The organism is Comamonas sp. MYb21 (genome assembly GCF_037479395.1).
In the GTDB taxonomy this organism is placed as follows: domain Bacteria; phylum Pseudomonadota; class Gammaproteobacteria; order Burkholderiales; family Burkholderiaceae_C; genus Comamonas.
The window spans coordinates 609,498-628,101 of record NZ_JBBGZC010000001.1 but is presented as its reverse complement, the minus strand read 5'-3'; the positions used below and the strand labels follow the sequence as shown (position 1 = coordinate 628,101).

Annotated in this window: 18 protein-coding genes and 1 other RNA gene; 11 read left to right on the top strand and 8 right to left on the bottom strand. The window is 66.2% G+C overall.

The window, feature by feature from the left end; genetic code table 11:
- The first annotated feature begins 73 nt into the window (after positions 1 to 73).
- The 4 genes from WH367_RS02855 to WH367_RS02840 all read left to right on the top strand — a co-directional run bounded on the left by WH367_RS02855 (position 74) and on the right by WH367_RS02840 (position 4,551).
- Positions 74 to 772 carry a response regulator gene (locus WH367_RS02855; RefSeq protein ID WP_339534085.1) on the top strand — a complete coding sequence of 233 codons (699 nt, stop codon included), beginning with the start codon at positions 74 to 76 and terminating at the stop codon, positions 770 to 772.
- Positions 773 to 777: 5 nt separating this feature from the next.
- Positions 778 to 2,313 (top strand): sensor histidine kinase, encoded by a 1,536-nt coding sequence (locus WH367_RS02850; RefSeq protein ID WP_339534083.1) that lies wholly within the window; start codon positions 778 to 780, stop codon positions 2,311 to 2,313.
- 198 nt (positions 2,314 to 2,511) lie between these two features.
- The gene (locus tag WH367_RS02845; protein WP_021027529.1) at positions 2,512 to 2,994 is read left to right on the top strand and encodes a tripartite tricarboxylate transporter TctB family protein; all 483 of its coding nucleotides are present in this window, start codon (positions 2,512 to 2,514) and stop codon (positions 2,992 to 2,994) included.
- 3 nt (positions 2,995 to 2,997) lie between these two features.
- Positions 2,998 to 4,551: a tripartite tricarboxylate transporter permease gene (locus WH367_RS02840; RefSeq protein WP_312988755.1), complete on the top strand. Its 1,554-nt coding sequence runs from the start codon at positions 2,998 to 3,000 to the stop codon at positions 4,549 to 4,551.
- 95 nt (positions 4,552 to 4,646) lie between these two features.
- On the opposite strand, the gene cysK is transcribed toward WH367_RS02840, so the two are convergent.
- Positions 4,647 to 5,564, bottom strand: coding sequence for a cysteine synthase A (gene cysK, locus WH367_RS02835; protein WP_312988756.1), 918 nt, complete (start codon positions 5,562 to 5,564; stop codon positions 4,647 to 4,649).
- A 221-nt stretch (positions 5,565 to 5,785) separates the two neighbouring features.
- Between cysK and WH367_RS02830 the strand changes: the two genes are divergently transcribed.
- Positions 5,786 to 5,956 (top strand): hypothetical protein, encoded by a 171-nt coding sequence (locus WH367_RS02830; protein ID WP_239644993.1) that lies wholly within the window; start codon positions 5,786 to 5,788, stop codon positions 5,954 to 5,956.
- Between the two features lie 4 nt (positions 5,957 to 5,960).
- On the opposite strand, the gene WH367_RS02825 is transcribed toward WH367_RS02830, so the two are convergent.
- Positions 5,961 to 6,863, bottom strand: a complete 903-nt coding sequence (locus WH367_RS02825; protein ID WP_339534082.1) for a DMT family transporter — start codon at positions 6,861 to 6,863, stop codon at positions 5,961 to 5,963.
- A gap of 128 nt (positions 6,864 to 6,991) precedes the next feature.
- Between WH367_RS02825 and WH367_RS02820 the strand changes: the two genes are divergently transcribed.
- Together WH367_RS02820 and rnpB are read left to right on the top strand one after the other, a co-directional pair.
- Positions 6,992 to 7,789 carry an AraC family transcriptional regulator gene (locus tag WH367_RS02820; RefSeq protein ID WP_312988758.1) on the top strand — a complete coding sequence of 266 codons (798 nt, stop codon included), beginning with the start codon at positions 6,992 to 6,994 and terminating at the stop codon, positions 7,787 to 7,789.
- 91 nt (positions 7,790 to 7,880) lie between these two features.
- Positions 7,881 to 8,220, top strand: an RNA gene (gene rnpB / locus WH367_RS02815) — RNase P RNA component class A.
- Positions 8,221 to 8,288: 68 nt separating this feature from the next.
- On the opposite strand, the gene WH367_RS02810 is transcribed toward rnpB, so the two are convergent.
- The 3 genes from WH367_RS02810 to dapF all read right to left on the bottom strand — a co-directional run bounded on the left by WH367_RS02810 (position 8,289) and on the right by dapF (position 10,854).
- On the bottom strand, positions 8,289 to 9,218 hold the full coding sequence (locus tag WH367_RS02810) for a tyrosine recombinase XerC (RefSeq protein ID WP_339519678.1): 930 nt from the start codon (positions 9,216 to 9,218) through the stop codon (positions 8,289 to 8,291).
- A 5-nt stretch (positions 9,219 to 9,223) separates the two neighbouring features.
- Positions 9,224 to 9,916: a DUF484 family protein gene (locus tag WH367_RS02805; RefSeq protein WP_133856986.1), complete on the bottom strand. Its 693-nt coding sequence runs from the start codon at positions 9,914 to 9,916 to the stop codon at positions 9,224 to 9,226.
- Between the two features lie 65 nt (positions 9,917 to 9,981).
- A complete protein-coding gene (dapF, locus tag WH367_RS02800; protein ID WP_312990132.1) occupies positions 9,982 to 10,854 on the bottom strand; it encodes a diaminopimelate epimerase in 873 nt (290 codons plus the stop codon).
- Positions 10,855 to 11,037: 183 nt separating this feature from the next.
- On the opposite strand from dapF, the gene WH367_RS02795 reads away from it, so the two are divergent.
- A complete protein-coding gene (locus WH367_RS02795; RefSeq protein ID WP_339534077.1) occupies positions 11,038 to 12,735 on the top strand; it encodes an MBL fold metallo-hydrolase in 1,698 nt (565 codons plus the stop codon).
- Between the two features lie 30 nt (positions 12,736 to 12,765).
- Here WH367_RS02795 and pssA read toward each other — a convergent pair whose 3' ends face one another.
- Positions 12,766 to 13,389: a CDP-diacylglycerol--serine O-phosphatidyltransferase gene (pssA, locus tag WH367_RS02790; RefSeq protein ID WP_027011044.1), complete on the bottom strand. Its 624-nt coding sequence runs from the start codon at positions 13,387 to 13,389 to the stop codon at positions 12,766 to 12,768.
- Between the two features lie 211 nt (positions 13,390 to 13,600).
- On the opposite strand from pssA, the gene WH367_RS02785 reads away from it, so the two are divergent.
- Genes WH367_RS02785 through WH367_RS02775 form a run of 3 tightly spaced genes read left to right on the top strand, consistent with a single transcriptional unit; the run spans position 13,601 to position 16,958 of the window.
- A complete protein-coding gene (locus tag WH367_RS02785) occupies positions 13,601 to 14,983 on the top strand; it encodes an aspartate aminotransferase family protein (RefSeq protein WP_339534075.1) in 1,383 nt (460 codons plus the stop codon).
- Positions 14,980 to 16,047 carry a GNAT family N-acetyltransferase gene (locus WH367_RS02780; protein ID WP_339534073.1) on the top strand — a complete coding sequence of 356 codons (1,068 nt, stop codon included), beginning with the start codon at positions 14,980 to 14,982 and terminating at the stop codon, positions 16,045 to 16,047. Before WH367_RS02785 ends, WH367_RS02780 begins: the two co-directional genes overlap by 4 nt.
- Positions 16,044 to 16,958, top strand: coding sequence for a hypothetical protein (locus tag WH367_RS02775; RefSeq protein WP_339534071.1), 915 nt, complete (start codon positions 16,044 to 16,046; stop codon positions 16,956 to 16,958). The genes WH367_RS02780 and WH367_RS02775 overlap by 4 nt, the downstream gene beginning before the upstream one ends.
- On the opposite strand, the gene WH367_RS02770 is transcribed toward WH367_RS02775, so the two are convergent.
- The gene (locus WH367_RS02770; protein ID WP_339534069.1) at positions 16,888 to 18,126 is read right to left on the bottom strand and encodes a DegT/DnrJ/EryC1/StrS family aminotransferase; all 1,239 of its coding nucleotides are present in this window, start codon (positions 18,124 to 18,126) and stop codon (positions 16,888 to 16,890) included. The two genes, WH367_RS02775 and WH367_RS02770, sit on opposite strands and share 71 nt — an antisense overlap.
- A gap of 28 nt (positions 18,127 to 18,154) precedes the next feature.
- A complete protein-coding gene (locus WH367_RS02765) occupies positions 18,155 to 18,604 on the bottom strand; it encodes an EamA family transporter (RefSeq protein ID WP_339519689.1) in 450 nt (149 codons plus the stop codon).

The following is an 18,604-nucleotide window of genomic DNA, read 5'->3' as shown; positions in this document are numbered from 1 at the left end:
GGGGCGCTGGATACCGCTGCCCAGCGGCGTATGATCGCGGTTTTCCGAGCCCCCTGAATTCTGGCGAGCAAGCATGCGCATATTGCTGATTGAAGACGAGCTGGAGATGGCCGCCTGGCTGGTGCGCGCCCTCAAGCAATCGAACATCGAAGCGGTGCATGCCGCACATGCGGCGATGGCCACGCGCTTGCTGCCCGACGGCCGCTTTGATGTGGTGGTGCTCGATCTGCAGCTGCCCGACCAGCATGGCTTTGACTGGCTGTCAGCCATGCGCGGCCAGGGCCAGCGTGAGCCGGTGCTGGTGCTGACCGCGCAAGGGGCGGTACAGGACCGCGTCGAAGGTCTGCACCGGGGGGCCGATGACTACCTGACCAAGCCTTTCGATGTGGCCGAGCTGGAGGCGCGCCTGGCGGCGTTGCACCGGCGCAGCCAGGGCCGGGTGCAGGCCATGCAGCAATGCGGTTCGCTGCGCTACGACAGCAACCACCGCACCTTCTGGCTGGCCGAGCAGATGCTGGCGCTGACCCCGCGTGAGCATGCGGCGCTGGAGGCCCTGATGGCGCGCACCGGCGCGCCGGTGGGCAAGTCCAAGCTGACGGCCAAGGTCTTCCCGCAGGACAGCAGTGTCAGCCCCGATGCCATCGAGCAGGTGCTGCACCGGGTGCGGCGCAAGCTGGCTGGCGGTGATGTGCACATCGTGACCGTGCGCGGCCTGGGCTATATGCTCGAAACCCTGGTGCCCAAGGGCCCGGGCCATACGCTCTCCTCCTGACCACCATGCGCTGGCGTCTGCGCTCTTCCAAAGGCTTGCGTCTGCGCCTGCTGTGGGTGCTGGTGCCCGTGCTGATGGGCCTGCTGGTGCTCGACAGCTGGCGCGACAGCGTCAGCCTGGCACGCGAGTTGGAGCGCGCCTATGACCAGAGCCTGCTGGAGCCGGCCCAGGCGCTGTCGGACAACCTGCGCTGGGACAGTGAAGGCCAACTGAGCCTGGACGAGCCGCTGCACATCATCTCGATGTTCGAGGTGCTGAGCAGCCGGCGCAAGTTTTTGCGCGTGCAGCTGCAGACCCCCGATGGCACGCAGCAGCGCCTGCTGCTGGGCGCCGCGCAGTTCCCCGAGCCCGCGCACGACCCGGCTGACCCCAGCCGCCCTTTTCGCGCCGCAGAGGATGGCACGCGCGTGTCCTATGCCGCCGAGGTGGAGCACCAGCCGGTGCGGGTGCTGGCGCTGCTGCGGGTGCTGCATGACCAGACGGGCCAGGAGTGGCGCGTGCTGATCCAGACCGCGCAGACCAGCGCCGGCATTGAGCGCACGGTGCGCAGCCTGATGTGGGACAGCCTGCTGCGCGATGGCCGCACCTTGCTGGTCCTGGTGCTGGTGGTGTGGCTGGGTGTGGCCTGGGGCCTGCGGCCGCTCCAGGCCTTGCGCCGGGCCGTGCAGCAGCGCCGCAGCGATGACCTGCAGCCGCTGGCCACCGAGGCCGTTCCCGGCGAGGTGCGGCCCCTGGTCGACGCGATGAACCTGCACCTGGCGCAGCAGCGCGATGCGCTGGCCCAGCAACGCCAGTTTCTGGCCGATGCCTCGCACCAGCTGCGCACGCCGCTGGCCATTCTGAGCACGCAGGCCGCCTATGCGCTGCGCGAGACCGATCCCGAGGCGGTGCAGGCCAGCTTGCGCAGCATGCTCCAGCAGCTGCAGCGCGGCCGCCGCGTGTCCGAGCAACTGCTGGCGCTGGCCCATGCCAGCCAGCCTGCCGCCCAGCTGGCGCGGGAGGGCGAGGTCTGCGACGCCAATGCGGTGGCGCGCGAGGTGGTGCTGGCCTACCTGCCGCTGGCGCTGGACAAGCAGCAGGACCTGGGCTGGATCGATGTGCGCGGCCAGGATTTTGAGGGCGATGCCGAGGGCGAGGCCGACCCGGGCGCCGCTATGGCCGCAGCAGTGCAGGCCCCCGCCACCGCCGTCTATGAGCTGCTGGCCAACCTGGTGCACAACGCGATTGCCTACACGCCAGCCCAGGGCCGCATCAATGTGTCGGTGCAGCGTGACGGTGCCTGGGTGCAGATCCGCGTGCAGGACAACGGCCCTGGTATTGCACCCGAGGACCGCGAGCGTGCCTTTGCGCGCTTTAGCCGCTTGCAGCCTGATGCCGCACTGGCGCCGGACGGATCGGGCCTGGGCCTGGCCATTGCCCGGGCCTATGTGCAGCGCTTCCATGGCGAGCTGCTGCTGGACGATGGCGAGGCCCGCGATGGCGTTGCCGGCCGGGGGCTGAGCGCCTTCGTGCGCCTGCCCGTGGCCCGCGATCCCGCCTGAGCGCACTGTCCTTTGCGGGACTGTTTTCGCTAAGTAGATTTACGTATTTTGCGGCGCCATCCGACATTTGGCAGCTGTTTGGCAGCTTCGTTTTCTAGACTTTCCGCGCAAGTTGTAAGAAAAGGAGACGAGCATGAGTCAATACAGGTCCACCCTTGCGGGTGTGCAGGGGCGCCGGGCGCCCGCCAAGGAGCGGCCATGAGCGCCGGCGGCAAGAGCTACAACAAGGATTACTACGGCGGCGCGCTGATGATCCTGCTCGGTGGCAGCGCGGCCTACGCGGCGCAAAGCTACAACATCGGCTCGCTGGCCCACATGGGGCCTGGCTACTTTCCGTTTGCGGTCGGCATTCTGCTGGCGCTGACGGGCGTGCTTATCGCGCTGAACGCCAAGAAAAAAGGCCCCGGCGACGAGGCGGCGCTGGTGGGACACAAGCATGAGATTCCCGATTTCCGGGGCGCCGCTTGCATCATCTTAGGCACCATTGCCTTTTACTTCTGTGGCGAATACCTGGGCCTGCTGCCAGCGACCTTTGCCATCGTCTTCATCTGCGCGTTGGGTGACCGCAGCAACAGCGTGATGGCCTGCTTTGTGCTGGCCATGTCGATGATGATTGTCGCCGTGGTGATTTTCTGGTGGGCGCTGCAGGTGCAGATGCCGCTGGTCAGGTGGGGGATGTAAGCCATGGGACAAGCACTGCAAGACCTTTGGTACGGCTTTGGCATCGCCTTCCAGGGCCATAACCTGATGTGGTCGTTTTTCGGCGTGCTGGTGGGCAACCTGATCGGCGTGCTGCCGGGCATGGGCGCGCTGTCGGCGATCTCCATTCTGCTGCCACTGACCTACACCATGCATCCGGTGCCAGCCATCCTGATGCTGGCCGGTATCTTCTACGGCTCCCAGTACGGCGGCGCCATTGGCGCCATCTTGCTGAACCTGCCATCGCACCCGCCCCATGCCGTGACCTGCCTGGACGGCTACCCCATGACCAAGAAGGGCAAGGGCGGAACGGCGCTCGGGATCACGATGATCTGCTCGTTCTTTGCGGCCTCGGTCGGCATCATCGTGATGATCTTTGCCTCGCCACTGCTGACCACGATCGCGTTCAAGTTTGGCCCGGCCGAGCTGTTCTCCATCATGCTGCTGGGCCTGCTCGCGGGCTCGACCATGTCACGTGGCTCGCCGCTCAAGGGCGTGGCGATGACCTTGTTTGGTCTGCTCTGCGGCATTGTCGGCACCGACGTGAACAGCGGCACCTTCCGCTTTGCCTTCGACATCCCGGACCTGAGCGATGGGCTGGAGATGGTGGCGGTGGCGATGGGCTTGTTCGGTATCGCCGACTTCCTGCTCAACGTCAACAAGATGAAGGCGATCACCAGCAACACCAAGATGCGCATCCGTGACATGCGTCCCTCGATGGCTGAGCTCAAGGAAGCCTTCTGGCCGATGGTGCGCGGCACGGCCGTGGGCACCCTGTTTGGCGCCATGCCCGGCACGGGCCCGACCATCACCACCTTCATCGCCTATGCGCTGGAGCAAAAGGTGGCCAAGGACCCAAGCCGTTTTGGTACCGGCATGATCGCTGGCGTGGCAGCCCCCGAGGCCTCCGCGCACTCGAAGACCCAGGTGGACTTCATCCCGACCATGAGTCTGGGCATCCCCGGTGACGCCGTGATGGCGCTGCTGCTGGGCGCGCTGCTGATCCAGGGCATTCAGCCTGGTCCTCAACTGATCACCGAGCATCCGGACATTTTCTGGGGCCTGATCGCCAGCTTCTGGATCGGTAACGTGATCCTGATGATTCTGAACGTGCCGCTGATCGGTGTCTGGGTCAAGATGCTGGCCGTGCCTTACAAGTACCTGTTCCCCTCGGCGATGTTCTTCATTGCTGTCGGTGTGTTCACCACGCAAAACAGCCTGTTCCACATCTGGGAGGTGCTGGCCTTTGGCATCATTGGCGCCATCCTGATGGTGCTGGATTTCTCAGTCGCGCCGATCATGCTGGGCTTTGTGCTGGGGCCCATGATGGAGGAGAACTTCCGCCGTGCGCTGCTGCTGTCCCGTGGCGACATGATGGTCTTCATGCAGCGCCCCATCAGCGCGACCTTTGTCTGCATCAGCCTGTTCCTGCTCGCTGCCGTGACCTGGTCGGCCTGGCGCAAGCGCTCGGGCGTGAGCAAGGTGGCGCAAGCCATCGCGCAGGAGACCTCGGACGCCGGCGTGGTGGTGGCCAAGTAAGCCTCGCTGCCCCAAGCAAAAGCCGCTCCTCGGAGCGGCTTTTGCTTGGGGCCTGGCGCAGGCACCATGGCCTGCAGACCGCCAGCAGAGGGGGATCAGGCGGGCAGAAAGCCCTCTACCGACAGGTAGCGCTCGCCGGTGTCATAGGCAAAGCCCAGCACCTTGGCGTTGGGCGGCAGCTCGGGCAGCTTTTGCGCAATGGCGGCCAGCGTGGCGCCCGACGAGATGCCGACCAGCAGGCCTTCCTCACGCGCGGCGCGGCGGGCGTATTCACGGGCGGGTTCGGCATCGACCTGGATCACGCCGTCAAGCACGCTGGTGTCCAGGTTGCGCGGGATAAAGCCGGCACCAATGCCCTGGATCGGGTGGGGAGCTGGCTGGCCGCCCGAGATAACGGGCGAGGCGGTGGGCTCGACCGCATAGACCTTGAGCTGCGGGAACTTGGCCTTGAGCACATGGGCGACGCCGGAGAGGTGGCCGCCGGTGCCCACGCCGGTGATCAGCACATCGATGCCATCGGGGAAATCGGCCAGCAACTCTTGGGCGGTGGTGCGCTCATGCACGGCGGTGTTGGCGGGGTTTTCGAACTGCTGCGGAATCCACGAACCCGGGGTCTGCGCGGCCAGCTCTTCGGCGCGGGCGATTGCGCCCTTCATGCCCTTTTCCTTGGGCGTCAGGTCAAAGCTGGCGCCATAGGCCAGCATCAGGCGGCGGCGCTCGATGGACATGCTCTCGGGCATCACCAGGATGAGCTTGTAGCCCTTGACGGCGGCGACCAGCGCCAAGCCCACACCGGTGTTGCCGCTGGTGGGCTCGATGATGGTGCCGCCAGGCTTGAGCGCGCCGGTCTTTTCGGCATCTTCGATCATCGCCAGCGCGATGCGGTCCTTGATGGAGCCGCCCGGGTTGCTGCGCTCGGACTTGATCCAGACCTGGGCGCCCGCGCCAAACAGGCGGTTGATATGGACCACCGGCGTGTTGCCAATGGTGTGCAGAATATTCTCAACTTTCATGGAGCCTCCAGCGGATCGGGATGAACAAGGGGGTGGAAATAGCCGAACCATTGTGACGCAGTTGATCATTCCGGCTGGAATATCAATATGCCCAGGATGTTCTTAACGACATGGGACTATAGACAACCGCCCACCGGCCTTTCCTTGATAGCCGTCAATACCGCCTGCAGCCCATCGGCCCAAGATGGGCACTGAACGTTATCGCTGTGCAAGGAGGCCGTTTGCTGAGTTTCAACACCACCCTGGTTCTGCTGGGCGTCTGCTGCGTCAGCCTGCTGCTGGGCTTTTCCTGGCGCGACAAGGTCTGGGCGCCCTGGCTGATGCTGGTATCGGTCGCTGGCCTGCTGGCGCTGATGGCCAGGATCATCTACGACCTTTTGTCGATGGGCTGACCGATCAGGCGGCCCTGCTGGCTGCGTCCCTGGCGCGGCGCAGTGGTGTTTTCCACAGCTCGGCCAGCAGCACGCCCAAGATGGTCATCGCGCCGCCGATCCACAGGTAGCTGTGCAGCTGCTCCTTGGCCCAGGCCGAGGCGATCAGCGCCGTCAGCAGCGGGGTCAGGTTGAAGAACATGATCGAGCGGCTGGGCCCGAGCTTGGCGACAGCGGTCATCCACATCCAGGTGGCGACGATGGAGGCCATGGTGCCGGCATAGGCAACCAGGTACCAGTTGTCTGCGTTGAGGCCGACCTTGGGCGAGGCCAGGTAGAACGGCAGCTGCGCGAACATGGCCACCACCATCTGCAGGTACAGCAGCTGCCAGCTGGGCACGCGCGGCATGGCCCAGCGCTTGAGCAGGATGTTGTATGCCGCATAGGCCAGGCAGGCCAGCAGCATCAGCAGATCGCCCCGGTTGATGCCTTGTTCCAGCAGCGATGCCGGATGCCCCTCGCTGATCACCAGCACCACCCCGGCAAAGGCCAGCACCGAGCCGATGGCGCCGCCCGCCGTCAGCACCTGGCCGAGCAGGCCCACGCAGATGCCCAGCACCACCAGCGGCGACAGGGTCAGGATGATGCCCATGTGCGTGGCCGTCGTGTAGGCGGCGGCAAAGTAGGCGCAGCTTTGGTAGACCACCATGCCCAGCACGCCCAGCACCAGGATCTGGCCGGCATGGCCCCGGATGGCCTCGCGGTTGCGCCAGACCGCCGGCAGCAGCACGGGGGTGACCAGCAGCACCGCCAGCACCCAGCGCAGAAAGCCGATTTCAATGGGGGCGATGGCGCCAGCGGCTTGTTTGCTGACGACGGTGTTGCCCGACCAGATCAAGACCGCGAGCAGCGGATACAGGTATTGCATGGGAGTAGAACTTAAAAACGTCTGGCTGCTATCATCGCCGTGGCAGGTTTAAAGCCTATAGCTGTAATCAGACATTTGATGCACCAAGCCAGACATGTTGCGCTGACCGGATGCTGCAAGGAGCCACGATGGCGACAGGCCAAGCACTGAAGATCTACGACGTTGACCAGGAGACCGCACCCTATTTGGTGCGCTACGACGAATTTGCCGCCGGCAGTTTTGCCGATGCGCACCGCCACCGGCTGGGCCACCTGAACTACACCTCGCATGGCACGATGACCATCGTCACCCAGGGGCGGCAGCTGGTGGCGCCGCCGCAGTACGGCATCTGGATACCGCCGGCCGTCGAGCACAACTGCTATGTGCCGCAGGCCGCCGTCTACCGCTCGTTTTATGTGCAGCCAGCGCTGTGCACGGGCCTGCCCCAGCAGGCCTGCATTCTGCGCATCAGCGCCATCGTGCGCAGCATCCTGGCCGATCTGGCCCAGCGCGACATACGCCGGCCCGCGGCGCCCGAGGACCTGCGCCTGGCCGAAGTGATGGTGGACCAGCTGCGGCTCGTCCCCTCGGAGCACAGTTTTTTGCCGGCGGCCCAGACCCGCGCACTGCTGAGCGTGCTCGATGCCCTCAAGGCCGAGCCTGGCAGCCGCCGCACGATGGCCGAGTGGGCGGCCTCGGTGCATATGACCGAGCGCACCCTGGCGCGCCACTGCCACCAGGAGCTGGGCATGGGGCTGGCCGAATGGCGCCAGCGCCTGCGCCACCTTTGCGCGGTGGATGCGCTGGGCCAGGGCCGGACGGTGCAGGAGATTGCCTTTGACCTGGGCTACAGCACGGCCTCGGCCTTTATCGCGATGTTCCAGCGTGCAGCAGGCATGCCGCCCGAGCAGTTCCGGCGCGAGTTCAGCAGCGCGGTGGCGGAATAGGGGATCGATACGCGGTTTACCCCGGCAGCGGCCTGCAGTTTTTGCGCGGCTCGCGCGGGCGAGCCCCATTCGGTGGAATAATCACGCCTGTGAAGCCTGCCAGACCGCCGCTGGTGCAAGTGCCGAAAGGCCGCACTGGAGGAACGTCCGGACTGCACAGGACAGCGTAGCAGCTAACGGCTGCCCACCGTGAGGTGAGGATCAGAGCAACAGAGACGAGTCCGGGGGGCGTACCGCAAGGTAAACCACCCGGGGTGAAACGGGCAATCTCTACGCGCAGCAATACCAAGTAGGCCAGCGTTGATGTGGTTCCGCAGAGTTGGCGGGTAGGTAGCGTCGAGCCGTGGTGGCGACACCCGGCCCAGAGTAATGGCGGTCACGCCTGGGGCAACCCAGGTGCACAGAATCCGGCTTATCGGCAGACTTCACACTTTGATAATGGATAAAACGGCCACCGATGTAGATCGGTGGCCGTTTTGTCTTTTTGAACGCGGCGGACTCAGTCCTTTTTGCGCGCGCGCGGATGGGCCTGGTCGTAGACCTGGGCCAGGTGCTGAAAATCCAGCCGGGTATAGACCTGGGTGGTGGTGATGCTGGCATGGCCCAGCAGCTCCTGCACGGCGCGCAAATCCTGGCTGGACTGCAGCACATGGCTGGCAAAGGAATGGCGCAGCATGTGTGGATGCACGGGGGTGGTCATGCCGGCGACCAGGCTGCGCTCGCGCAGGCGCTGCCAGACGCTGGCGGCCGACAGGCGGGCGCCGCGCACGCCGATGAACAAGGCCGCATCACAGGGCGCCACCTGGTCGCGCACGGCCAGCCAGGCCTGCAGCGCGGCCAGGGCCGCCTTGCCCACCGGCACCACACGGCGCTTGCTGCCCTTGCCCAGCACATGGGCCTCGGCTGCGTCCCTATCGATCCAGCCCAGCGCCTGGACGCTGGCAGCGGTATCGAGGCCCACCAGCTCGCCCACACGCAGGCCGCTGCCATAGAGCAGCTCGACCATCGCGCTGTCACGCGCCTGCACCCAGGGGTCGCCCTGGGCCTGGCTGGTTTCGGCAAAGCGCACCGCATCGTCGACCGACAAGGCCTTGGGCAGTGGCTTGGGGGATTTGGGTGCGCGCACATCCTGCACTGGGTTGCGCTCGACCAGGCCTTCGCGGCCGGCCCAGGTAAAAAAGCCGCGCCAGCCGCTCAGGATCAGCGCAATGCCCCGGCCGCTGCGGCCTGCCGCATGCATCTGCGCAACAAAGCGGCGGATATGCTGGGGGCCGAGCTGCAGCACCTCGGTCTGGGCCTCGGCGGCCATGGCCGACAGGCGCTGCAAATCCAGCGTGTAGAGCGTGTGGGTGCGTGGCGCCAGCCGCTTTTGCACGCGCACATGCTCCAGGTACTGGAGCATGGGGGCGCTGAGCGCGGCGGTGTCCATGGGAACTAGCGCAGGCGGCAGAGCACGCTGGCGGCGATCTCGCCAATGCGCTCGAGCAGATCGGTGTCCATGTCGGCCTGGAAGCGGGCCGGATCGGGCGAGCCCAGCACCAGCAGGCCCCAGGCGGGGGTGTCGCCCAAAATGGCGCCATCGCGCAGCGGCAGCAGCACCACCGATTGGACCTGGGCGCTGTCGGGCAGCCAGCCGGCGGGCTCGACGCCGACATTGGGGCCGCAGTAGGGCGTGGACAGCGAGCTGGCAAAGCTGCGGGCATCGGCGCTCACGCCCTGGGCAAAGGGCTCGTTCAGGTAGGTTTCGGCCACATCCCACAGGCGCAGCGCGACCTGGGGCACCTCGAAGTGCTGCATCAGGCTCTCGGCAATCACCTCGGGCAGCTGCAGCGGGTTGCGGGTCTTGACCACATCGCAGGTCCAGTGGTGGATGCGGTCGATGGTGTGGTGGTTCTGGCTGCCGTTGCGCATCATGTCCATGATGCGGTGCTCCAGGCCCTTGATCTTGTCGCGCAGCATCTCGGCCTGCCGCTCCTGCAGGCTGACGGTGCGGTTGCCATAGGGGCTGACCATGTGCACGCCGGTCAGTACCTGGGCCTGGCGCTCGAAGAAATCCGGTGTCTGCACCAGGAACTCGGCGATGTCTTCTTCGGTAATGGGGGGAACCTGGTTGTTGTTTGCGCTCATCGGTCTCTCTCGTATCGGCTGTTCGCCGTCTCCTCGTTCGGTCACCGCAGTATGCCGCGCTGTGTCTAGTCCGGAATGCTGATCTCACCTTCGAACACGGTCGTGGCCGGGCCGGTCATCATCACCGGGTCGGCGGCCTGGCCGCTCCAGGCAATGGTCAGCAGGCCGCCCCGGGTCTGCACATCGACCGGGCTTTGCAGCAGTCCCAGCGTGATGCCGGCCACCACCGCCGCGCAGGCGCCGGTGCCGCAGGCCAGGGTCTCGCCGGTGCCGCGCTCGAACACCCGCAGGCGCACCTGCTGCGCTGTTTGCACCTGCAAAAAGCCGACATTCACGCGCTCGGGAAAGCGGGGGTGGGACTCCAGCACGGGGCCCTGGGATTCGACCGGCGCGGTATCCACATCATCGACCAGCATCACCGCATGCGGGTTGCCCATGGACACGGGCACGATGAACACGGTAGTTGGATCGACCGGCACCTGCAGCGCCAGCGGCCATTTCTGCGTGTGGTGCTGGGCCACCGGCGTGAGGCCGCTGGTGTTGAAGGGGACGTCTTCGGGCACCAGGCGGGGCTGGCCCATGTTCACGGTGACCCGGCCATCGGCCATCAGCTCGGGGGCGATCACGCCTTTTTGGGTCTGGACCCGGATGGCGCGCTTGTCGGTCAGGCCCTTGTCATACACAAAACGGGCAAAACAGCGCGCGCCATTGCCGCATTGCTCCACCTCGCCGCCATCGGCGTTATGGATCAGGTATTCGAAATCGATCCCAGGGGCGGGCGAGGGCCGCACCGTCAGGATCTGGTCGGCACCCACGCCAAAATGGCGGTCGGCCAGAAAGCGGTACTGGTCGGCACGCAAACCCAGCGGGCCAGCGGTCTCGTCGAGCACGACAAAATCATTGCCGGCGCCTTGCATCTTGGTAAAACGGATGTCCATCCGCCCATTATCGCTTTTTGGGCCCGCCTGGATGCGCAACGGGGCAGAGGGCGTAAGAACCTGTTACTCGTAGCCCGCCCCGAGGTTGCAGATGCGGACAGTCTGGGGCCAGCTCGAAACGCGTCCGCCCCGCCCGCCCTGCGGGTGACACAGCCCGGCCATGCAAGTGTTGATAATGGCCCCATGACCCGTACCAGCCAGCTCCTCCATGCGCAACGCGAGCCCGCTCCGGCCCGCGCAGCCGCCACGGCCTTGTTCCTGCGCGATGCGCCAGACCCCCAGGCCGGGCCGGGTGCGACGCGGCTGGAGGTGTTGATGTCGCGCCGCTCGGACCAGGCCCGTTTTGCGGCAGGGCACTATGTGTTCCCCGGTGGCGCGGTCGATGCCAGCGATGCCCTGCACCACGATCTGCTGGCGCGCCGCACGGCACAGACCACCGAGGAGCTGACCTATGCGCAGGCTGCGATCCGCGAGAGCCTGGAGGAGATGGGCGTGCTGCTGGCCCGCCATGCCGATGGCCGCTGGGCCAGCCAGGCCGAGGTGGCGGGCATGGACCGCAGCCAGCCGCTGCTGCCGCAATGCGCAGCGCTGGGCCTGACCTTGGCGGCCGATATGCTGTGGCCGCTGGCGCGCTGGACGGCCGCGCAGGAGATACCGATCCGCTTTGATGTGCCCTTCTTCGTCGCGCGCATGCCCGAGGGCCAGGAGCCGGTCACCGACGACACCGAACAGTTCGAGGCGCTGTGGGTGCACCCCGCGCAGGCCTTGCAGCGCGCAGCTGATGGGCAGATGACGGTGATGTTCCCCACCCGGGTCACGCTGGAGCGCCTGGCCGCCTACCCCACGGTGCAGGCGCTGCTCGATGTGCTGCAGGCGCTGCAGCAGGTGCAGCCGGGCCAGTGGCTGTGGCAATCGATGCCGCGTGGCGCGATGGTCAACGGCGAGGTGCGGCGCTTTATGGAGCATGAGACCGCCTATGGCGAGCTGGCCCTGGTCTGCCCCGATGGCCAGCTGCACCATGCGCTGGGCTGGCAGAGCGCACAGCCAGTGCCACTATTGAAGAACGTGCAGCGCCTGACGGCCGACAACGGCGGCACGATGACCGGGCCGGGCACCAACACCTACCTGGTCGGTGATGCCGAGACCGGCTACATCGTGGTCGACCCCGGCCCCAAGCCGCAGCCGCAGGACGACCCGCACCTGGCGCGCATCCTGGCCGCCACCGGGGGCGATATCCGCGCCATCGTCTGCACCCATTCGCATGCCGACCATTCACCGGGTGCGGCGCCGCTGCAGGCGCTGGTGGCCCAGGCAGGGCGCAGCAAACCGGTGATCTGGGGACTGGCTTCTGCCTGCACTGCGCGCGCGGGCAGCCAGTTCACGCCCGACCAGGCGCTGCACGACGGCCAGGTGCTGCAACTGGCCCACCCCAGCGACCCGGCGCGCAGCCACAGCCTGCGCGTGCTGCATACGCCCGGCCATGCGGCCAACCATGTCTGCCTGGTGCTGGAAGAAGACGGCCTGCTGTTCAGCGGCGACCATATCCTGAACGGCAGCACGACGGTGGTGGACCCGCCCGACGGCAATATGCGCCTCTACCTGGCGTCGCTGACCAAGCTGGCCCAGGCCTGCGAGCAAGGGCAGATCGGCTTTATCCTGCCGGCCCATGGCTATGTGCTGGCCCAGCCGCTGCAGGTGATTGCCAAGCTGCATGCGCACCGCATGGCGCGCGAAGAGAAGGTGCGCGATGCCATGGCCCAGGCGCCCGATGGCACGCCGGAAGACTGGGTGGCCATCGCCTATGCCGACACGCCCGAGCGGCTGTGGCCAGTGGCCAAGCGCTCACTGCTGGCCCACGTGGAGCATATTCGCGGGATGTGAGGCAGGCTTGGGCCTTGCGCCCAAGCTCGCTCAGAGCTTAGGGATCTTGATGCGGCTGATCATCAGCGAGCCCGAGACCGCAAACAGCAGCACCAGCGGGTGCAAGGTGAAGCCGCCAATCAGCAGCTTGCCAAACCACAGATCGGCGCGCACCGCATTCATCGCGGCGGCCAGCGCGAGCAGCGCGACCAGTACGATGGAGGTGGGGATGGGGGTGCCTTCGAAGTACTTCACCTTGCCCGATGGCCCCTCTGACAGTGATTCTGCGGTCACGTTGTAGCGCGCCAGGCGCGAGACGCCGCAGGCCACAAAGTAGCCCAGCACAATGCGGTCCCACAGGCCTTGCATGCCGCAGGCATAGGCAATGATGGCTGGCGCCACACCGAACGAGATCACATCGGCGAGCGAATCGAGCTCGCGGCCCATCGCCGATGACTTTTGCCGCCAGCGCGCAATGCGGCCATCAAAGATATCGAAGACCAGCGCGGCCAGCACCAGCGCGGCGGCAAAGTAGATGTGCCTGCGGTCCGAGGTCTCCAGAAAGGTCATCGCCGAGAACAGCGCGCCCACGCCGCAGACGGCATTGCCCAAGGTGAACCAGTCAGCGAGGTGGAACTCGCGAATCATCGAAAAACGTTTGTGAGGACTATTCATGAAGAAGGGGCCAGGGGCCAAAGTGCAGCGGCTGCCCGTGCGGCGGCCATGGTTGGCAATCATGGTACACCGTGCGCCAGCCAGCACCAAACCCGGAGCCGGCCGCGCTCCATCAAGCGGGCAAGATCTCCATCAATCCTACAAATAACGTAGGCGGAGCCACAACATTGCAGGGCCAGACTGGCGGCACTCAAAACTGGAGCCCTTTGCCGTGACTTTCAATACCGAACAACTGCTGGCTGACGAAGCCCAATACTGCTCTTTTGGCGACACCGTTCACTACGTCAATCCCCCCAAGATCTTCAGCGGCTGCGAGGGCAGCTACATGTTTGACCAGGCCGGCACGCCTTACCTGGACTTGCAGATGTGGTACTCGGCCGTCAACTTCGGCTACAAGAACAAGCGCCTGGAAGACAAGATGATCGAGCAGCTGCGCGAGCTGCCCCAGGTGGCCAGCCAGTACCTGCACCCCACGAAGATCGAGCTGGCCAAGTTCATCGCGCAGGATGCCGAGAAGAAATGGGGCATGCCAGGCCGCGTGCACTTCAACGTGGGCGGTGCCCAGGCGATTGAGGATTCGCTCAAGGTGGTGCGCAATGCCACACATGGCAAAAGCCTGATGTTCGCGTTTGAAGGCGGCTACCATGGCCGCACCCTGGGTGCATCGAGCATCACCTCCAGCTACCGCTATCGCCGCCGCTTTGGCCACTTCAGCGACCGCGCGCAGTTCATTCCCTTCCCCTACCCCTTCCGCCGCCCCAAGGGCATGACCTCCGAAGAGTATGCGGAGTCCATCGTGCAGGAGTTTGCGCGCAAGTTCGAGAACGAGTACCACGCCGTCTGGGACCCCAAGACCCAGCAGTGCGAGTACGCGGCCTTCTATGTGGAGCCGATCCAGGGCACCGGTGGTTACGTCGTGCCACCGCCCAATTTCTTCAAGGGCCTCAAGAAGGTGCTCGACGACCATGGCGTGCTGATGGTGGTCGACGAAATCCAGATGGGCTTCTGGCGCACCGGCACGCTGTGGTCGGTGGAGAACTTTGGCGTCAAACCCGATGTGCTGGTGTTTGCCAAGGCGCTGACCAATGGCTTGAACGCGCTGTCGGGCCTGTGGGCCCGTGAAGAGCTGATCAACCCCACGGTGTTCCCACCAGGCTCGACCCATTCGACCTTTGCCTCCAACCCGCTGGGCACGGCGCTGGGCCTGGAAGTGATGAAGATGACGCACGAGATGGACTTTGGCCGCCAGGTGCGCGAGTCGGGGGCCTATTTCCTCGATGGCCTGCGCCAGCTGCAAAAGCGCCACCCGGAAATCGGCGATGTCGACGGCATGGGCCTGGCGCTGCGTGCCGAGATCTGCACGGCCGATGGCTTTACCCCCAACAAGCCACTGCTCGACAAGATGGTGGACCTGGGCCTGGAAGGCAAGCTCGAGTACCAGGGCCAACAACGCGGCCTGGTGCTGGACGTGGGCGGCTACTACAAGAACGTGATCACCTTCGCGCCGTCGCTGATGATCAGCCGCAGCGAGATCGATGAAGCGCTGGTGCTGCTCGACCAGCTGATCACCCTGGCCAAGCGGTCCTGCGCTTGAGCGAGCCACTGCGCCCTGGGCGCAACCAGTTGGAGCCCTCGGCGCTGATCGGGCAGTTTGCCGCGCATCCGCCCGAGGGATTTGTGGTGCGCTCGGACCGGTCGTATCCGGCCTTTCGCGCGCCCTTCGATCTGCTGACCACGGCCGACGCGGCCGTCAAGCGCTGGGTGCTGCAGCTGCCCGGCGGGGCCTGGCTGGCGCAGCGCTTGCGACTGCGCACCGATTTTGTCGGCTCGACCTTGAGCGAGTACCTGGTGCTGCCCCCGGAGGTGGAGATGGACAAGCTCGCTGGCGAGCTGCGCCGCCACGCCGGGCGCTGTATGCTGACCATCGTCAAGGACCTGCCGCAGGACTCGCCGCTGCTGCCCCCTGCCGACAATGCCGATGCCCGCCGGCTGGCCCAGGCGCTCCAGCACCAGGGCTTCATCCTGGTCGAAGGCCAGGCGCTGGCCTATGTGCCTATCGATTTCGACAGCATCGATGCCTACCTGGCGCGGCTGTCGAAGAACCGGCGCTCCGACCTGCGCCGCAAGCTCAGGAGCCGCAGCCAGCTGCAGATTCGCCGCATTCCCACCGGCCCGGCCTTTGCCGACGAGGCCCTGGTCGATGCCTACTATGCGCTGTTCGAGGCCGTGTATGCGCAAAGCGCGCTGCACTTTGACAAGCTCAGCCGCAGCTTTTTTGCCGCAGTGCTGCGTGATGCCAGCAACCAGGGTCTGGTGTTCGAGTACCGCGATGCGCAGGATGGCGCCTTGCTGGGCTGGAACCTGTGCTTTGCCCATGACGGGCGCCTGGTCGACAAATACATCGGCCTGTCCTACCCGCGTGCGCGCCAGACCAACCTGTACTTTGTCAGCTGGATGCTGAACCTGGAATATGCGCTCGAATGCGGCCTGTCACACTATGTGGCAGGCTGGACCGATCCCGAGGTCAAGGCGCAATTGGGCGCCAGTTTCACGTTTACCCAGCATGCGGTCTACATCCGCAACCCGCTGCTGCGGGCTTTGGGGCGGCGGTTTTCCCGGCATTTTGAAAGTGACCGCGCATGGCAGGAACAGCGATGACCCCCTTGGTGCTCGATGTCGATGGCTCCGTTGGCCCCTTGGCCGGCGAGCTGCGCCTGCCGCTGGGCGATTGGCAGGAGGCGATCCGTTTTGGCGCATCGCTGGGCCGCTACCAGCAGTTCCGCCGCCATGTGCAGGCCCAGCTGCCCGCGCAGCATGGCACGGCCTGGATGGGCAGTGGCGATTTCCACCACCTCTCCTGGCTGCTGATCGAGCACTGCATTGCGCGCCAGGGCTATACCGCTGCGCGCCCGCTGCGCGTGGTGGTGCTGGACAACCACCCCGACAACATGCGCTTTCCCTGGGGTGTGCACTGCGGCTCTTGGGTGCGGCGCATTGCCATGCACCCGGCAGTTGCGCATGTGCATGTGGCGGGCATCACCTCCGCTGACATTGGCGCCGGCCACGCCTGGGAGAACTACCTGGGCCCGCTGCGTGCCGGCAAGCTCAGCTACTGGAGCTGCGGCGTGGATACCGGCTGGGCGCGGCGCCTGGGCCTGTCCGCCGCCTTTCGCGCATTTCCCAGCCTCGATGCCCTAACCGATGCCTTGGCGGCGACCCTGGCGCGCGAGCGCCAAAGCACTTACCTCAGCATCGACAAGGATGTGTTTGCCACTGACGTGGTCACCACCAACTGGGACCAGGGCCAGATGCGCGAGGCGCAGGCGCTGGGCATCATTGCAGCGCTCGACGGCCAATTGGTGGGCAGCGATATCACCGGCGATGTCTCATCCTGGCAATACAGCACCTGGTGGAAGCGCTGGCTGAGTGCCGGTGATGGCCAGGACACCGCCATCGATGCACAGGCGCTGGCGGCAGCCCAGGCGGGCCAGCATGCGCTCAACCAGCGGCTGATGGCGGCCTTGTCTGCCGCAACGCATCCAGCAGCTGGGCAAACAGCGCATCGCTGAGCCAGGCACTGTTGCTGATGGCCAGCAGGCGCTGCGCCCAGTCGCGGGCCTGCGGCACCGGGTCGTGCAGGGCCTCGCCCAGCAGGGGCGCGTAGCGCGCGTAGTCGGGCAGCACCTGGCTGAAGGGCAGCGACAGGCCCCAGCCGCTCGCCCAGTGCGCCTGCATCAGCGCATCGCGCTGGGCGGCGCTGGGCAGGCGCAGCAAAATCACCGGCCAGATGCCCTGCGCCTGGGGCGCGGCATCGTCCACCACCTCTACACCGGGCAGGGCGCGCAGCTGGGCCACGCGCCGCTGCGCCTGCTGCTGGGCCTGCTCCCAGTGCGGGCGCAGCCGCGCCAGTGCGCGCAGGCCAACGCGCCGGCGCCAGGCGCCCAGGCGGTGCTGCGGGATATGGCTGTCAAAATCATCGCCGGCCGCTTCCACCCAGTCGCCCCGTGCCAGGCTGCGCCGCAACGGCGCGCCGTAAACCCGGTCCAGCAGTGCCGGGCGGAAGGCTGCGGCATAGCCGAGCAGCTCCAGGCTGCGGCGCAGTTCCCAGGCCAGGTGGGGGCGTATCGATGCCTGGTGCTGTGCGCGCAGCGCCGCCATCAGCGCCGGGTCGCGGACCAGCAGCACGCCGCCTTCATAGGTCGTCAGGCCCTTGCCCACCGCCAGGCTGAACAGCGCGATGTCGCCCTGCAGGCCCACGCTGTGGCCCGCTACGCGGGCGCCCAGGGCCTGGGCGGCGTCTTCGATCACATAGGCACCGCAGGCCTGGGCGCGGGGCAGCAGGCTGGCGACATCGGCCACCCTGCCACCCAGGTGGGTGGGCACCACGGCCAGGGTGCGGTGGCTGAGCACGGCATCCAGCGCTTGGCCCTCCATGTCCAGGTGGTCGGGCGACAGATCACAGAGCCGCAGCTGCAGCCCGCATTGCGCGACGGCCATTGCCACCAGCGGGCAGGTGTAGGCGGGCACCACCACCTCGCAGCGCTCGGGGGCGAGCTGCTGCAGCGTACGCAGCGCCAGCATCAGCGCAGAGGTGCCGGAGCATTCCAGCAGCACCTCGTCTACCCCCAGCCAGGCGGCCAGCGCCCGGTCCAGATGCTTGTCTCCCCAGGGGCGAAGATCGGCTAAGCGCAGCGCCAGGCCGGCGGTGGGCGGTACCGTGATGCGGCGCGCAGTCATCGCTGGGGGCCCTGGCAGTTGCCTGCCATCAGCGGGCGGCCGCGCTGGCGCCTGCCGCGCCATCCGCCGGGCCCTGTGCCAACTTCTCTGCCGGCTCGGCGGCGCCATGGTCCTGGGCTTCGCTCACCGCCAGGCAGGCAATGCCGGCAATGATGAACCCGCAGCCCAGAATCTGGGGCAGGCCGATGCTCTCCTGGAACAGGTAGTGCGACAGCAGCAGCACCGAGATGATCTCCAGGTGCGAGGCGGCAAACGCCGGGCCCACGGGCGCGCGCCGCAGCAGATGCATCCAGGTGAAAAAGGCGCCGATGTAGCCGATCAAGGCGCCGTAGATCCAGGGCTGGGCAAACACGCGCCAGAGCCAGGACGGGCTGAACTCCAGCGGCAGTGCGGCGTCGCCGGCCTTCTTGAAGCTCAGCTGGGCCAGGGTGTCGAAGGCCATCAGCACCATAAAGCCGACCAGGTAAAAGCGTTTCAT

Bases quoted from the DNA above. Each gene is read 5' to 3' on its own strand.
- WH367_RS02855 (WP_339534085.1), top strand. From the start codon at position 74: ATGCGCATATTGCTGATTGAAGACGAGCTGGAGATGGCCGCCTGGCTG.
- WH367_RS02850 (WP_339534083.1), top strand. From the start codon at position 778: ATGCGCTGGCGTCTGCGCTCTTCCAAAGGCTTGCGTCTGCGCCTGCTG.
- WH367_RS02845 (WP_021027529.1), top strand. From the start codon at position 2,512: ATGAGCGCCGGCGGCAAGAGCTACAACAAGGATTACTACGGCGGCGCG.
- WH367_RS02840 (WP_312988755.1), top strand. From the start codon at position 2,998: ATGGGACAAGCACTGCAAGACCTTTGGTACGGCTTTGGCATCGCCTTC.
- cysK (WP_312988756.1), bottom strand. From the start codon at position 5,564: ATGAAAGTTGAGAATATTCTGCACACCATTGGCAACACGCCGGTGGTC.
- WH367_RS02825 (WP_339534082.1), bottom strand. From the start codon at position 6,863: ATGCAATACCTGTATCCGCTGCTCGCGGTCTTGATCTGGTCGGGCAAC.
- WH367_RS02820 (WP_312988758.1), top strand. From the start codon at position 6,992: ATGGCGACAGGCCAAGCACTGAAGATCTACGACGTTGACCAGGAGACC.
- WH367_RS02810 (WP_339519678.1), bottom strand. From the start codon at position 9,218: ATGGACACCGCCGCGCTCAGCGCCCCCATGCTCCAGTACCTGGAGCAT.
- WH367_RS02805 (WP_133856986.1), bottom strand. From the start codon at position 9,916: ATGAGCGCAAACAACAACCAGGTTCCCCCCATTACCGAAGAAGACATC.
- dapF (WP_312990132.1), bottom strand. From the start codon at position 10,854: ATGGACATCCGTTTTACCAAGATGCAAGGCGCCGGCAATGATTTTGTC.
- WH367_RS02795 (WP_339534077.1), top strand. From the start codon at position 11,038: ATGACCCGTACCAGCCAGCTCCTCCATGCGCAACGCGAGCCCGCTCCG.
- pssA (WP_027011044.1), bottom strand. From the start codon at position 13,389: ATGAATAGTCCTCACAAACGTTTTTCGATGATTCGCGAGTTCCACCTC.
- WH367_RS02775 (WP_339534071.1), top strand. From the start codon at position 16,044: ATGACCCCCTTGGTGCTCGATGTCGATGGCTCCGTTGGCCCCTTGGCC.
- WH367_RS02770 (WP_339534069.1), bottom strand. From the start codon at position 18,126: ATGACTGCGCGCCGCATCACGGTACCGCCCACCGCCGGCCTGGCGCTG.
- WH367_RS02765 (WP_339519689.1), bottom strand. From the start codon at position 18,604: ATGAAACGCTTTTACCTGGTCGGCTTTATGGTGCTGATGGCCTTCGAC.